The sequence below is a fragment of the Candidatus Palauibacter sp. genome, from assembly GCF_965197445.1.
Taxonomy (GTDB): Bacteria; Gemmatimonadota; Gemmatimonadetes; order Palauibacterales; family Palauibacteraceae; genus Palauibacter.
On the sequence record NZ_CBDANE010000005.1, the window covers coordinates 1,406,659 to 1,421,239 of the forward strand.

Consider the following 14,581-nt stretch of genomic DNA (forward strand, 5'->3'; position numbering starts at 1 on the left):
CGCGTCTACCTCACGGGCACATGCTTCTCGAGCATGCGGCGGCGAACCACGCCGCCGTACACGTTCCCTTCCGAATCCACTCCCACGGCCTCGGCCCCGCTATGGGGGTCGGTCATCGACTCGATGTCCTCGATGAACCAGGAGACGGAACCATCGCGGGCGCTCCCGATGCGGATCCCCTTCTTCCAGCCCGGGTTGTCCGGCCCCCAGCTCTCGGAGTCGGCCACGTAGATCGTGTCGTCCTCGTCGATGAAGATCCCGCTCGGACGACTGAACTGCTTCCATTCTTCCAGGAACGTCCCGTCCTCGAGGAAGATCTGGATCCGGTTGTTGGCTCTGTCCCCGATGAAGATCCGTCCCTGTGAGTCCCGGGCGATGGCGTGCGGCGTCCGGAACTGGCCGGGACCGGACCCCGGTTCCCCCCACGATTCGAGGAAATCGCCCTCGGAGTTGAAGCGGACGACACGGTCGTTGCCGTCGCCGTGACCTTCGGTGACGAGGATGTCGCCGCCCGGGAGGACGAGGACGTCGGTGGGCTCGTTGAACACGTCGGGCCCGAGACCCCCCACGCCAGCCTGTCCGAGCGTCAGCAGGAGTTCGCCATCGGGGCTGAACTTGAACACCTGGTGGCCCAGCTCCCCGTTCCCGCGCGCGTCGGTCGCCCAGACGTTGCCTTCGAAGTCCACATGAAAACCGTGGGGATAGTTGAACAGTCCCGCGCCCCACGAAGCGAGCGGGCGGCCGGACATGTCGTACTTGACGATCGGGTCCTCGGGACGATCCGCACAGGCGCCTTCGAAGCAGCGGTGCATGACGTAGAGGTTCCCGTCTGGGCCCTGCTCGACGCCCGTGACCTGGCCCCACTGGACCGCGCCCGGAGGAAGTTCCGCCCAGGGCTCAATGCGCTCGTAAGGGTTGGGCAGGTCGTTCAGGGGCTCGACCGCCGGGGCGGAGTCCGAGCCCGGGGCTGTGTCGGGGCCGGGCTCGCAGGCCGCGACGACCGCGACGATGGAGGTGACCGCACCGATCACGATGGCTGCGAACGTCCTCTTGAATCTCGTCATCCTCCATCTCCTCCTTTGGGTGCGGACTCTCCGCGCGAGGCGGGCTTGCCGCCGGTCCGAATCACGCCCTCCTGCGCGACCGAAGCCACGAGCGTGCCGTCACGGGCGAAGAACGTGCCGCGGGTGAACGCCCGCGCGCCGCTCGCGACGGGGCTCACGGTCTCGTACAGCAGCCATTCGTCGATGCGGAACGGGCGGTGGAACCAGATCGCGTGATCGAGCGAGGCGCCCATCAGATCCGCGTCATGGAAGGTGCGGCCGTGCGGCAGCAGCGAGGCGCGGAGCAGTCCGTAGTCCGAAGAATAGGCGAGGACTGCCTGATGTTCGAGCGGATCGTCGCCCAGGTCGCCGACGGAACGAATCCAGGCACGTTTGACCGGCTCGGCGGGCTCCGGTTCGAAGGGATCGATGGGAACGACCAGGCGCCGGTCGATGGGCCGGTCCTGGGTGAGAAGGTCTCGACGCCCCTCGGGAATCCGGTCCGCGTGCCGGCGGATGACGTCGAGCTGGGATTCCAGTTCCTCCGGCGGCGGCACGTCCGGCATGGCGGCCTGATGCGAGAGGCCGTCCTCCTCCTTGTGAAACGAGGCGGACATGTTGAAGATCGCGCGCCCGTGCTGGATCGCCGTCACCCGTCTCGTCAGGAAGCTGCGGCCGTCACGCAGGCGGTCCACGAAGTAGACCACCGGGATGTCGAGATCGCCGGCGAGGATGAAGTAGGCGTGCAGCGAATGGGCGGAGCGGTCCTCCACGTCGATCGTCCGGCGCGCCGCCACAAGCGCCTGGGCGAGCACCTGGCCCCCGAACAGCCTCCCCGATCCGATGTCGCGGTTCTGCCCCCGGTAGATGTTGCGCTCGATGGGCTCGAGATCGAACAGTGCGATCAGGTCGTCGACCGTATACCGCATCAGGCGTGCTCCGGCCCGGTGCTCAACGGAAGCCTCCCGGCGGTACGCGTCGGAGCGTGGCCTGCTCGAACGCGTAGGCCAGTTCGATGAGCCGAGGCTCGCTGCACGCCGTCCCCGTGAACCCGACGCCGAACGGCGCGGGCCGGGCGTCGAAGCCCTCGGGGAAGGGCGGCGTGGGCTCGTTGGCCACGAACCCGAACGGCACCACGATGTGCGGGTACTGCGCCCGGGCGGCGAGTCCGGCCCCGCGGCTCCCCGGCGTGAAGATCGCGTCCAGTTCGTATGCCTCCAGCACCGCGTCGATCCCGCGCGCCTGGCTGAGGAGCGAGTCCTTCGCCATGTCCGCGGCGTTCCGGGCCCGGTCCGCCTCCACGTCCATCTCGTCGGAGATGTCGTAGCGGGACTGCTCGTACTTCATGGATCCCGCATCACGGTGCGCCAGGTTCCATTCGCGAAGCTCCGTGAGCGTCTGCACCGGCGCCGAGGGGCCGAGCGACGCAAGCCAGGCATCGAAGTCCCGCTTCATCCCGTACTTGAAGTTGACCGCACATCCCTCGTCCGAACCCTTCGCCTGATGCCCGCCGATGCAGAGCGGCCAGGTGTTGAAGTTCGCCTCGGGATCGGGGTCGACGAAGCTGGGGATCTGAGCTGGATCCACGACGATGGCGCCCTCCGCCTCGAGCACCGCGACCGCCTCCGCCATGAGCGCGGCGGCCTCCTCGTCAAGCCCGCCGACCGACCGCCCCCCGACCTCCACCGGCTCGTAGTAGAAGGCGCGGGGAATCCCGATGCGCGCGCCCTCCAGGCCGTCGGCGTTCAGGAAGGGCGTGTAGTCGCGGCCGGGGGGCGCCTCGCACCTCCCCGTGGCCTGGTCCTCAGGGTCGGGCGCCGCCCCCTCCATGGCCCCGAGCATGATCGCCGCATCCGTCACCGTGCGGGCCATCGGCCCCGCCATGTCGTGGTCGAGCGTCACCGGGGCCACGCCCCAGCGGCTGACCCGGGCGATGGTGGGCCGGATGCCGACGAGCATGTTGGCGTTCGAGGGACTGATGATCGACCCGCCGGTGTCCGTGCCGACGTTGGCGGCCCAGAAGCTGGCCGCCGTCCCGATCCCCGAACTCGAGCCCCCCGTCGTGAGGGCGGGGCGCCCGTCGTTGCGGTCCTCCCGCGGGTCGCGGCGCGGATCGTACGGGTTGAGCCCGTAGCCGGTGAGCGCGTTGTAGTTGCCCGGCATCTGGTTCGGCGGTCCGGCCATGAAGTTCGCGAACTCGGTGAGCCCGGCCTTGGCGATGATGATCGCGCCCGCCTCGCGCAGGTTCGCGGTGAGCGTGGCCTCGTAGGGCGGGGTGTAGCCCTCGAAGGCGAGCGAGCCTCCGGTCGTCGGGATGTGCGTGGTGTGGATGTTGTCCTTCAGCGCGACCGGGATGCCGTGCAGCGGCCCGCGCACGTTGCCCGCCGCGCGCTCCGCGTCGAGCGCCTCGGCCTCCTCGAGCGCGCTGGGGTTGATCGACACCGCCGCGTTGAGTTGCCATTCGTAGCGGGCGATCCGCGCCAGGTGCTCCATGACGAGCTGCCGCGACGTGAGCCGCCCGCTCTCCATCGCCGCCTGCATGTCCGGGATCGTCGCCTCGACCACGTCGAAGGGTGCCGGGGCGGACGAAGGGGCCCGGCAGCCCGACAGGGCCCCGGCCACCACAACTCCGGCCGCCAGGACTCCGGACATCACGGCGCGGGAGGGGACGTGTGGAGTTGACTTCATGGGGATTCTCCGATTCCCGGGACTCTGACGCGTACCTCGGACCTCGCCGTATAGTACGGAGCGTCCACTGTCCACCGCAGCCTCGACCCCGGGAGACCGCCGTGTCCAGCCGAGCCTCCGCCCTGTACCGAGCTTCCGCCTTCGTGCTTGTTGCCCTTGCCGTATTCAACGGCGCGCCCGCCCACGCCCAGGATCTCGACGCCCCGCGCCCCATCGACGGGTTCGACACGGTGTGGATCGAGGAGCTGACCTGGATGGAGGTGCGGGACGCGCTGGAGGAAGGGATGACGACCGCGATCGTGGGCACGGGCGGCGTCGAACAGAACGGACCATACCTCGCCAGCGGCAAGCACAACTTCGTGCTCCAGGCCACCGCCGAGGCGATTGCGCGTGAACTCGGCGACGCGCTCGTCGCCCCCATCATCAAGCTGGTGCCGGAGGGGAGCATCGATCCGCCCAGCGGGCACATGCGCTACCACGCGACGATCAGCGTCCGGCAGGAGACGTTCGAGGCGATGCTGACGGACGTCCTGGGCAGCCTCGCCGCGCACGGATTCGAGAACCTCGTCCTCATCGGGGACAGCGGAGGGAACGTCCGGGGGATGGAGAACGTCGCCGCGGCCCTCAACGGCGCCTGGGCCGATCGCCCGGCCCGCGTCCACTTCATCCCCGAGTACTACACCGAGGACATCTACAGCTGCGACTATCTCAAGGAAGAACTGGGGATCTTCCAGCAGCCCGACGAGTGCGTCGCCACCCGCAACGAGTACCACGACGACTACCACTACTCATCGATCATGGCGACGGTGGATCCGAACACGATCCGCGCGGATCAGCGGATGGAAGCCGGTCTCTTCTCGATCAACGGCGTCGACCTCGCGCCGGTGGAGCGGACGATCGAAAACGGTCGGAGGCTCGTGGTCTTACCGCGCCGAGATCACCGCCCGGGCCATCCGCCGCTCAATCGCGAGCGCTGCGGCTCAAGGGCCATCCCGGAGCGAGAGTCCGACCTCAATTCGGGCCAGCTGTTGCGTCAACTCCACGCGGAACTCGCGCACTTCGCTCCGGACGCCGGCGATGGCACCCCGCAGGCCCGGCAGGTCCCCCCGCAGGCCGCGGATGCGCACTGACGACCTGCAACGTGGTCATACGCTCGCCTCGCCCCTCCTCAGGTCGATGGTCGTGCGCTACTCCCGCTCCGGCCGCGAGCTGACGCCCCATCCGGGCCGTTCCCTCGCTGGGCGTCCCAGTAGTCGGTGGGGCGGTCGTCGCTCATGAGGGCGTCCTCGTCCACCCAGTAGTGGTCGCCGAACGGCTTCGGATTCGGCCACACCTCGTCGAGCGTGTCCGCGTCGTAGACGATCCCGTCCTTCACCACGAGGCGGAGGTCGGTCGTGTTCCGGATGTCGTCCAGCGGGTTCGAGTTGAGGACGATGAAATCCGCGAGTTTACCCTCGGCCAGCGACCCCGTCTCGTGCTCGAGCCCGAGGAAATGGGCCCCGTGGATCGTCCCGATCTCGATGCCCGTCATCTCGTCGGTCCCTGCGGCGGCCATCCACACTTCGTAGTGGGAGCCCAGGCCGTGCAACTGGCCGTGCGACCCGATGGCGCCCCAGCCGCCTTCCTCGATGATGTCGCCGAGGCCGCGCGCGAGGAGCGGGAAGCTGTAATCCGTCTCCGGCCGCAGCATGCGGCGCCGGGTCGAGGGGATGAGCATCCGCCACGGGAGCCAGCGGCGCATCTTCTCATCCTTCCATATTTCGTACGTCTGGAAGAAGTACTCCTCGTTCCACGCGCCCGAACCGCCGACCATGAAGGTGGGGGAGTACACGGCGTCGGCGTGGCCGAAGAACTTCGCCACGTCGCGGTACAGGGGCATGTAGCTCATCGGGTGCTCCCACCCGGTATGGCCGTCCATGATCATGCCCATGTTGTACTCGATGTCGCCGCCCTCGGCGGTGACGCGCATGCCTCGCAGCCGGGCCGCCTCGGTGACCCACTGCCGCTGGTCGCGGCGGGGCTGCATGTACTCCTTGATCGATACGGCGCCCCACGACATGAGACGCGCGACGTTCTGGTCGGCGACCTCGTAGCTCGTGATCTCGTTCTGGCGCGCGCCGTCGCCCGAGTAGACCGGATCCCCGGTGCTGTAGGTGCGGGGGCCGATCATGGCGCCCGCCTCGACGAGTTCGGCGGTGGGGAAGACGTTGGATGACCACTGCGAGTTGTCGAGCGTCGTCGTGATCCCGTACGCCATGTAGATCGCGGACTCCCAGTTGCGCTGGGGGATGACGCCTTCGTGGTCGCGGTGATGATGCGCGTGCATGTCGATGAGGCCGGGCATGATCGTGGCGCCGGCCGCGTCGATCACGTGGTCCACGCCGTCCGTCGAGCAGTCGCCGATGCAGGCCAGGCGCCCGTCGCGCACCACGATGTCGCCGCCCTCGATGACCTGGTCATCCTCGACCGTAATGATCCGGGCGCCCGTGAACGCGACGCTCCCGCGGGCGATGTGACGAGGGAGTTCAAGGTCGATCGCCGTCTCGACCGTGGCGCCGGTGTCCGCGTCGTGTGTGTAGAAGCGCGGGCCGCTCACGAACTCGAGCGTGTTCGCGTCGCGCCAGCGCGGGTGGATGCCGCCCTCGAGACTGACCTGCGTCACCGGGAGCTGGCCGTTGTGCTTGTCGATGCGGACGGTGTTCGACCCGGTCCCGGCGTAGGGGAAGGGCATCTTGTAGACGTTGTCCCCCTCCTGAAAGGCGAGCCAGGCGCCGTCGGGCGAGACCGCCGCCTCGTCCGCGTCCGGCAGCGTGAAGTGTACGCGACGGTCACTTCCGTCCAGACGGATGGATGCGATCTCGGTCCCCGCAGGCTCGCCGTCCGCCGGACCGACCGCTTCCGGATAGAAGAGCCGCCCATCCGGGCCGAACGACGCCTGCGAGATCGGCCGTCGCGGCATGAGCGGGCGTCCCCCGCCATAGGGCCGGGCGACCTTCGTGATCAGCGTCGCGTCGCCGCCCCCGGCCGGCACCCGCACGAACTCGTAGAACTGGTTGCTCGCCACGGTCCGCCCGTGGCTCGTCGCCCCCGACCCCCGGGTCACGACGATGTCGCCGCCGTCCGGGCTCCACACCGTATGGACGTATTCTCCCGCGCGGGTCGTGAGCTGCTGTGGTTCACCCCCGTCGGCGGAAACGCGCCACACATGCCCCTGCGCGGTGTCCGCCCAGCTCGTGAACGCGATCGAACGGCCGTCCGGCGACCAGGCCGGCGCCATCTCGAACGGTCCGAACGAATCCGGCGTCAGCCGGCGCGGCGTGCCGTCGGGCAGGTCCATGACCCACACCCGCCCCACAGCCTGGAAGGCGAGCCGGCTTCCGTCCGGCGAGGAAGCGGTCCAACGCGGAAACTTCACCTTGAACGTCTCGCCCAGCGCCATCTGCGGCCGCCCCGCCATCTCCGAGATCGTGCGCTGCACGCGGGCGGTGAAGGGGATCGTGGTCACGGCGCCGTCGAGATCCACGCGCCGGATCTTCCCCCCGGCGGAGATGACGATCGACTGCGAGTCCTCGGACCAGCTGTACCCCGGCAGGTCACGGGACACCTTCATCCCCTCGGCCATGTCCACTTCGATCGGGTCCATGAGGACGCGCTCGTCGCCCGTCTCCAGATCGCGGAGCCACAGCGCCGTCCGGGGTCCGAAACGGAGTCCCTGATGCGAGATCGTCCCGTCGGGGATCCGGCGGGCGAAGGCGAGCCAGCGTCCATCCGGGGACGGCTCCGGAGCGATCGCCCCCCCGCTCGATGTCTGCCCCTGCTGCACCATGATGCCCGAGGTGATCTCGTCGACCCGTCCCGACTCGAGGTCGAGCCGCCGGATCTGCTTGTGCCCCTGCATGACGTCGGTGCGTCCCGACCACGTCCCGGGGGGAGCCGTGCGAATCTGGAAGTAGAGCGACGCCCCATCCCGGGAGAACGCGGGCCACGCGGCGCCCGAATAGTCCGAGCCCACGAGCTGCACCCCTTCGCCGCCGTCGCGCGAGTACATCCACAGGCCCGGTCCGGCGCCCCCGCCCCCCCGGCCCGTCGACGCCCGCCGCACGGCGATGAAGCGCCCGTCCGGACTCCACGCGGGTTCCCAGGCCCGCAGCCCCTGATCCTCGAACACGGGGCGCGGGTTCGACCCGTCCGCATCCATCAGCCACAGGTTGCTCTGACCCCCGCGGTCCGAGATGAACGCGAGCGTCGACCCATCGGGCGAGAGACGCGGGTGATAGTTGACGGCCACGCCGCTGTTCTGGGTAAGGACCGTCGCCTCTCCCCCCGTGACGGGGAGTCGGTAGATGTGGCCCAGAAGGTCGAACACGAGCCACTCGCCGCCGGGCTCGAGGTCGATGGAAATCCACGTCCCTTCGTCCGTCGTGAAATCGATCTCGCGCGTCTCGCCCCGCGGCGCGGTCACGTCCCAATCGGCGGACGGGTCGGCTTCCTGGGGAAGCGCGGCGGCCGTCGCCGGTGTCGCGCCGAGGACGAGGAAGGGCAGCGCCAGCAGGCAGGTGATGGACGAACGCATGGTGCAACCTCCGGTCGGGGGGTGAATCACGAGGTGGTGCGTCGCTCGAGCCGCGTCGCGTCGAGGATCCGGCTCGCCAACTCCTCGATCGAACAACGCGTCGCATCGACGAACGGAATGTCGAGTCTGTCGAACAGGGCCTGGGCCTGGCGGACTTCGAAGCTCACCTGCCGGGGCGAGGCATACCGGCGGCCGATCCCGCGCGCGCTCCGCAGTTCGCCCAGGCGGTGAGGTTCGATGGTGAGTCCGTAGATCTTGCCGCGGTACCGGGAGAGAGCGGCGGGAATCCGGCGTCCCTCCAGATCGCTTCCCGTGAGGGGATAGTTGGCGGCGAACACGCCGTACTGGAGCGCCAGATACAGGCAGGTCGGGGTCTTTCCGGACCTCGAGACGCCCACGAGAATCGAGATCGGCCTCCTCGTATCCGTCCGGGTTCGAACCGTCGTCGTGCGCGAGCGCGAAGTTCATCGCCTCGATGCGGCGGTCGTATTCCCGGTAGTCCTGAATCCCGTGCGAGAGGCCCATGGCGTGCTGGGACGTGTGGCCGAGTTCCCGTTCGAGCGGGCCGAGGAAAGAGTCGAAGAAATCCAGAAAGAGCGTGTCGGTGCGCCTGACGATGGCGCGCACCGTGTCTCGAACGTCTTCCTTCACCAGCGTACTGAAGACGATCGGAGGCGCCCCCTGCGCCCGCGCGGCGGCGTTGATCTTCCGCGCGGTCCGTTTCGCCTTGTCGACGGAGGAGACGAATGGTACGGTGATTTTCGTGAAGTCGAGGGCGTCGAACTGGGCGATCAGGCTTTGGCCGAGCGTCTCGGCCGTGACGCCGGAATGGTCGGAGACGAAGAAAACCGTTCGCTGGGTCATCGTACGCTGATTCTCCGGCTTCTATCGATGTGAGACAACCGTCCGGGGTCGTCGGGAGGCCGGGGTTGGGAGTCGCCGTGTCCGGGTATATCGCACCTTTTGAGTCCATCGGGCTGTCCGATCTCGAATCGGTCGGGGGAAAGAACGCCTCGCTCGGCGAGATGATCTCCCACCTCTCAGCCGCGGGCGTGGACGTGCCCGGGGGCTTCGCGATCACCGCGCAGGCCTATCGGGATTTCCTGTCGGGCGAACTCGGCGACCGCATCCACGCGACGCTCGACGCGCTGGATGTCGAGGATCTGGCGGCACTCGCGTCCGCGGGCCGCGAGATCCGGGCCCGGATCGCCGACACGCCGCTCGGAGAGCGACTCGCCGCCCGCATCTCGGAGGCGTACCGCGAACTCGGCTCCGGCTCCGATGTATCCGTCGCGGTGCGCTCCTCCGCCACCGCCGAGGATCTCCCGGAGGCGTCGTTCGCCGGACAGCAGGACACCCTGCTCAACGTCCAGGGAGTCGGTGCCGTGCTGGAGGCGGTCCATCACGTCTACGGCTCCCTGTTCAGCGACCGCGCAATCGCCTACCGCGTCCACCAGGGGTTCGCCCACCGTGACGTGGCGCTCTCGGTCGGCATCCAGCGCATGGTGCGCGCGGACCTGGGTTCGAGCGGCGTCATGTTCACGCTTGACACGGAATCCGGGTTCCGGGACGTCGTCTTCATCACCAGCGCGTACGGGCTCGGCGAGACGGTCGTGCAGGGGGCCGTGAACCCGGACGAGTTCTACGTTTACAAGCCCGCCCTGAGGGCCGGCCGCCACGCGATCGTCCGCCGCAACCTCGGGAGCAAAGCGATCAAGCTCGCCTACGCCGACGCCGGGGCTGGCGGCGCGGGCCCCTCCGTCGAGACGGTCGAGGTCCCGCAGGAAGACCAGCGCCGCTTCTCGCTTGCGGACGACGAGGTGCAGGCACTCGCGCGCCAGGCGCTTCTCATCGAGGACCACTACGGGCGGCCCATGGACATCGAGTGGGCCCGGGACGGGATCGACGGCGGGCTGCGCATTCTGCAGGCACGCCCCGAGACGGTGCAGAGCCGCGCGGGCGGCGTGATCTCGCGCTTCACGCTCAAGGAGCGGGGCCGCGTGCTCGCCGAGGGCCGCAGCATCGGAAACCGGATCGGCGGCGGCCCGGCCCGGGTCATCGCCTCCGCCTCCGAGATCGGGCGCTTCCGGCGGGGCGACGTCCTGGTCACGGACATGACGGACCCGGACTGGGAACCGATGATGAAGCAGTCCGCCGCGATCGTCACGAACCGCGGCGGCCGCACCTGCCACGCGGCGATCATCGCTCGCGAACTCGGCATCCCGGCGGTCGTCGGCTGCGGCGACGCGACGACCAACCTCGCGGAGGCGGGAGATGTGACCGTGTCGTGCGCCGAGGGCGATGCCGGATACGTCTACGAAGGGATGCTGGATTTCGAGGAGGGCAAGATACAACTGGGCGCCATGCCCGAGATCCCCGTCAAGGTCATGCTCAACGTGGGGAACCCGGACCGGGCGTTCGACTTCGCGTCGATCCCGAACCACGGCGTGGGCCTCGCCCGGCTCGAGTTCATCATCAATCGAATGATCGGGGTTCACCCCCAGGCGCTGCTCGACTTCGACGACCTGCCGTCCGATCTGCAGGAGGAAATCCGCGTCCAGCACGCCGGCTACGCGGACCCGGTGGAGTTCTACGTCGAGAAACTCACCGAAGGGATCGCCACGATCGCGGCGGCCTTCGCCCCCGAGCCCGTCATTGTCCGGCTGTCCGACTTCAAGTCGAACGAATACGCGGATCTGATCGGCGGCCGGCGGTACGAGCCGTACGAGGAGAATCCGATGCTCGGCTTCCGCGGCGCGTCCCGCTACGTATCGGAGAGCTTCCGGCCCTCATTCGAACTCGAGTGCCGGGCTCTGCGGCGGGTCCGTCGGCGGATCGGACTCGACAACGTGTGGGTCATGGTCCCCTTCGTCCGGACGGTGGCGGAGGCCCGGGCGGTCGTCGATCTGCTGGCGGAGAACGGCCTCGAGCGCGGTGTGGACGGCCTGCAGCTGATCATGATGTGCGAGCTTCCCTCGAACTCCCTGCTGGCGGACGACTTCCTCGAACACTTCGACGGGATGTCGATCGGGTCGAACGACATGACGCAGCTCACGCTCGGCCTCGACCGGGATTCCGGGCTCATCGCGGATGCCTTCGACGAGCGCGACGCCTCCGTGAAGGCGATGCTCTCGATGGCGATCCGGGCCTGCGTCCGGGCGGGTAAGTACATCGGCATCTGCGGCCAGGGCCCGTCGGACCACCCCGACCTCGCCCGCTGGCTCGTCGAGGAGGGGATCGAGAGCATGTCGCTCAACCCCGACACGGCCGTGGAGACGTGGATGTTCCTGGCGGGGGAGGAAGTCTGACGCCGGCGAACGGCGGCGCGCCGGCCTCCGCCGCGGAGGGGGCCAGTCTCGTCCGCCAGCTCGGCCTGTGGGGGCTGGCGGCCACCGGGATCTGCTCGATGCTGGGCGCCGGGATCAACGTGGTCCCGGTCATGATCCAGCGGAGCGTGCCCGGGATCGGCGAGAACGTTCTCCCCGCGTTCGCGTTCGGCGCGCTCCCGGCCGTCCTTGCCGGGCTCGCCTATGCGGTGCTCGCCTCCGCCATGCCCCGCGCCGGCGGCAGCTACGTCTTCGCGAGCCGGGCGCTCGGTCCGTACTGGGGGTTTGTGGCGAGCTTCTCGCAGTGGTTCGGTCTCTCGATCGTGATCGGCGTCGTGTCCTATCTCATCGTCCCCTTCCTGCGCGACATCGCCGGCGCCCTGGAGATGGACGGCACAGGCGCCGCCCTCGAGACCGGGGTGGTCCGGGTGGGGCTGTCGCTCGCTCTCCTGTGGGCGTTCGTGTGGGTGAACCTGCGCGGCCTGAAGGCCTATGAACGCACCGTCGTGCCGCTCATGATCGTCATGTTCGCCCTCGGCGCCATCGTCATCGTGGCGGGATTCTCGTTCAATCAGAACGATTTCGCGGCGGCGCTACTCGCCCGGGAAGGCGCCGGGGTGCCGGTCGCCACCCCTCCGCCGCTGGGACCGGTCGGGTTTCTCGCCGCTTCCGGCCTTCTCTTCGCCAGCTTCGTCGGCTTCGATGCGATCGCGCAGGCGGGCGGCGAGGCGCGGAACCCGCACCGCGCGCTCCCCCTCGCCATCCTCCTCGCGGTCCTGATCGTGGGCTCGTATTACCTGCTCTTCACGGCGGCGGTCTATCACACCGTTCCGTGGGAGTTCGTGTGGACGCGCGCACAGGATCAGGATCTGACCGCGCCCGGGCTCCTCGGCTACGTGCTTCCCGCGGGCTGGACGGTGGCCATCGTGGCCGGCGCCGCGATCGCTCTCATCAACGACCTGCCGGCCATGCTGCTCTCCGTCTCGCGCCTCGTATTCGCATGGGCCGAGGACGGGATCTTCCCGTCGGGCCTCGCCCGTGTGCATCCGACATGGCGCACACCGCATACGGCGATTCTCCTCTCGGGGGCGCTCGCTTCGGTCGCGATCATCGGGAGCCACTTTGCCGGGGACTTCTTCCTCGGCATCGACCTCATGGTCACTTCGATGCTCGTCAACTTCATCCTCATGTGCATTTCCGTGCTCGCGCTACCGCGGCGGAACCCCTCGATCGCGGCGGACTTCCGCGTCCTGAGCGGGCCGGCGATCCGAACATGGGTGTGCCTGGGCGGGATCGTGCTTCTGGGATCGTTCCTGGTGACGCACACGTGGAAGGACCTCACCGCCGACGTGGCGGCTTGGTATTTTCGCTCTACGCCGCTCTGGATCGGAGTCATGACGCTGGGATCTCTGATCTACATCCGGAAGATGGGAAAGCTGCGGGCCTCCGGGGTGGACGTGGAACGCCTGTTCCGCGAGCTGCCGCCTGAGTAGGCCGGAACGCCGGGAACTGGCCCCCGGTCTGGAGATCTCGCGGGTGATGACCGGGCTGTGGCAGGTCGCCGATCTGGAGCGCGAGGGTCCCCTCGAAGTCGCCGCCGCCGCGGCTGCCATGGACGCCTGCGCCGAGGCCGGGTTCACGACATTCGACATGGCGGACCACTACGGTTCGGCGGAGGAGATCGCCGGTGTCTGCGCCGCCCGCCGTGGCGGGGACGTGCAGCTCCTGACCAAGTGGACGCCGGAGCCGGGCCCGCATACGTCCGCGACGGTTCGAGAGGCGGTGGACCGTTCACTGGAACGCCTGCGGGCCGCTGCGATCGACCTCCTGCAGTTCCACGCCTGGCGATACGCGGATCCGAGCTGGCTCGACTGCCTGTTCGTGCTCCAGGAGTTGAAGGAAGAGGGGCTGATCCGGCACCTCGGGCTGACCAACTTCGACGCGGCGCACCTCGACATGGTGCTGAACACCGGCATCAAGGTCGTCTCGAACCAGATTTGCTGCTCACTTCTCGATGGGCGCGCCTCGGGCGCCATGACGGAGGTCTGCGTCAGGCACGGCGTCCAGCTTCTCGCGTACGGAACGCTGGCGGGCGGACTCCTGACCGAAGCCTGGCTGGGCGCCGACGACCCGGGGCCGGAGGGCGTGAAGACGTGGTCCGAGATGAAGTACCGCCGCTTTGTCGAGGCGGCGGGCGGCTGGGAGCGCCTGCAGCCGCTGCTGGCCGCCATCCGCGCGGTGGCGGAAAAGCACGGGGTGTCGATGGCCAACGTTGCGGCTCGCGCCGTCCTCGACCGGCCTGCGGTGGCAGGCGTGATCATCGGCGCCCGGTTGGGACGGAGCGAGCACATCGCCGACAATCTCCGCCTGGCGTCGCTGAGGCTGGATGCGGAAGACCGGGAAGTCCTGGCGGTGGCGAGCGGAGCCATGGATCCCATCCCCGGAGATTGCGGCGACGAGTACCGGCGGCCGCCCTACCTGACGGCGGCGGGGGATCTCAGCCACCATGTGGGGGGGTTCCCGTCCCCGTATCCGGTCCATGACGGGCCCGGGAGCCGGACGCGGGCGGTGTCCGGAACCGTGTGGGAGGAGGTCGCGGGGTTCAGCCGCGCGGTCCGGACGGGCGACCACATCGCGGTCTCCGGGACGACGGCCACGCACGGAGACCGTCTGATCGGTGGCGCCGACCCCGCCGCGCAGACGCACTTCGTCATCGACAAGATCGAGGGCGCGATAGAGGCGCTGGGCGGCAGGCTCGAAGACGTGTACCGGACGCGGATCTTCATCCCGAAGCTGGCGGATTGGGAGCCCGTCGCCCGCGCGCACGGGCAACGGTTCGGCGCCATCCGCCCGGCCAACACCCTCGTGCAGGCGGGGCTCATCGGCTCCGGATACCTCGTCGAGATCGAGGCCGAGGCGCGCGTCGGATCGTAGCACGATCCGGGTCGGAC

The 14,581-nt window shown here is 68.8% G+C and carries 8 protein-coding genes and 1 pseudogene; 4 read left to right on the plus strand and 5 right to left on the minus strand.

Going from position 1 to position 14,581, the window contains the following annotated elements:
• Positions 1-5: 5 nt before the first annotated feature.
• Genes ACN9M6_RS13500 through ACN9M6_RS13510 form a run of 3 tightly spaced genes read right to left on the minus strand, consistent with a single transcriptional unit; the run spans position 6 to position 3,731 of the window.
• Positions 6-1,064 (minus strand): peptidyl-alpha-hydroxyglycine alpha-amidating lyase family protein, encoded by a 1,059-nt coding sequence (locus tag ACN9M6_RS13500; RefSeq protein WP_419163411.1) that lies wholly within the window; start codon positions 1,062-1,064, stop codon positions 6-8.
• Positions 1,061-1,972 (minus strand): acyl-CoA thioesterase, encoded by a 912-nt coding sequence (locus tag ACN9M6_RS13505; protein WP_419163412.1) that lies wholly within the window; start codon positions 1,970-1,972, stop codon positions 1,061-1,063. The genes ACN9M6_RS13500 and ACN9M6_RS13505 overlap by 4 nt, the downstream gene beginning before the upstream one ends.
• A gap of 22 nt (positions 1,973-1,994) precedes the next feature.
• A complete protein-coding gene (locus ACN9M6_RS13510) occupies positions 1,995-3,731 on the minus strand; it encodes an amidase family protein (RefSeq protein ID WP_419163413.1) in 1,737 nt (578 codons plus the stop codon).
• 101 nt (positions 3,732-3,832) lie between these two features.
• Here ACN9M6_RS13510 and ACN9M6_RS13515 point away from each other — a divergent pair, with 101 nt between their 5' ends.
• Positions 3,833-4,861, plus strand: coding sequence for a creatininase family protein (locus ACN9M6_RS13515; protein WP_419163414.1), 1,029 nt, complete (start codon positions 3,833-3,835; stop codon positions 4,859-4,861).
• A 38-nt stretch (positions 4,862-4,899) separates the two neighbouring features.
• On the opposite strand, the gene ACN9M6_RS13520 is transcribed toward ACN9M6_RS13515, so the two are convergent.
• Together ACN9M6_RS13520 and ACN9M6_RS13525 are read right to left on the minus strand one after the other, a co-directional pair.
• The gene (locus ACN9M6_RS13520; protein ID WP_419163415.1) at positions 4,900-8,304 is read right to left on the minus strand and encodes an amidohydrolase family protein; all 3,405 of its coding nucleotides are present in this window, start codon (positions 8,302-8,304) and stop codon (positions 4,900-4,902) included.
• A gap of 26 nt (positions 8,305-8,330) precedes the next feature.
• Positions 8,331-9,168 (minus strand): annotated as a pseudogene (locus ACN9M6_RS13525) (pyruvate, water dikinase regulatory protein).
• Between the two features lie 77 nt (positions 9,169-9,245).
• Between ACN9M6_RS13525 and ppsA the strand changes: the two are divergent.
• The 3 genes from ppsA to ACN9M6_RS13540 are packed head-to-tail and all read left to right on the plus strand — an operon-like array spanning position 9,246 to position 14,564.
• Positions 9,246-11,612, plus strand: a complete 2,367-nt coding sequence (gene ppsA / locus ACN9M6_RS13530) for a phosphoenolpyruvate synthase (RefSeq protein ID WP_419163416.1) — start codon at positions 9,246-9,248, stop codon at positions 11,610-11,612.
• The gene (locus ACN9M6_RS13535; RefSeq protein WP_419163417.1) at positions 11,582-13,123 is read left to right on the plus strand and encodes an APC family permease; all 1,542 of its coding nucleotides are present in this window, start codon (positions 11,582-11,584) and stop codon (positions 13,121-13,123) included. Before ppsA ends, ACN9M6_RS13535 begins: the two co-directional genes overlap by 31 nt.
• Before the next feature lie 46 nt (positions 13,124-13,169).
• Positions 13,170-14,564, plus strand: a complete 1,395-nt coding sequence (locus tag ACN9M6_RS13540) for an aldo/keto reductase (RefSeq protein ID WP_419163760.1) — start codon at positions 13,170-13,172, stop codon at positions 14,562-14,564.
• Positions 14,565-14,581 lie beyond the last annotated feature (17 nt).

What these genes read in the sequence shown, in the direction of transcription:
- ACN9M6_RS13505 (WP_419163412.1), bottom strand. Translation starts at nt 1,972, where the DNA reads ATGCGGTATACGGTCGACGACCTGATCGCACTGTTCGATCTCGAGCCC.
- ACN9M6_RS13540 (WP_419163760.1), top strand. Translation starts at nt 13,170, where the DNA reads ATGACCGGGCTGTGGCAGGTCGCCGATCTGGAGCGCGAGGGTCCCCTC.
- ACN9M6_RS13510 (WP_419163413.1), bottom strand. Translation starts at nt 3,731, where the DNA reads ATGAAGTCAACTCCACACGTCCCCTCCCGCGCCGTGATGTCCGGAGTC.
- ACN9M6_RS13520 (WP_419163415.1), bottom strand. Translation starts at nt 8,304, where the DNA reads ATGCGTTCGTCCATCACCTGCCTGCTGGCGCTGCCCTTCCTCGTCCTC.
- ACN9M6_RS13500 (WP_419163411.1), bottom strand. Translation starts at nt 1,064, where the DNA reads ATGACGAGATTCAAGAGGACGTTCGCAGCCATCGTGATCGGTGCGGTC.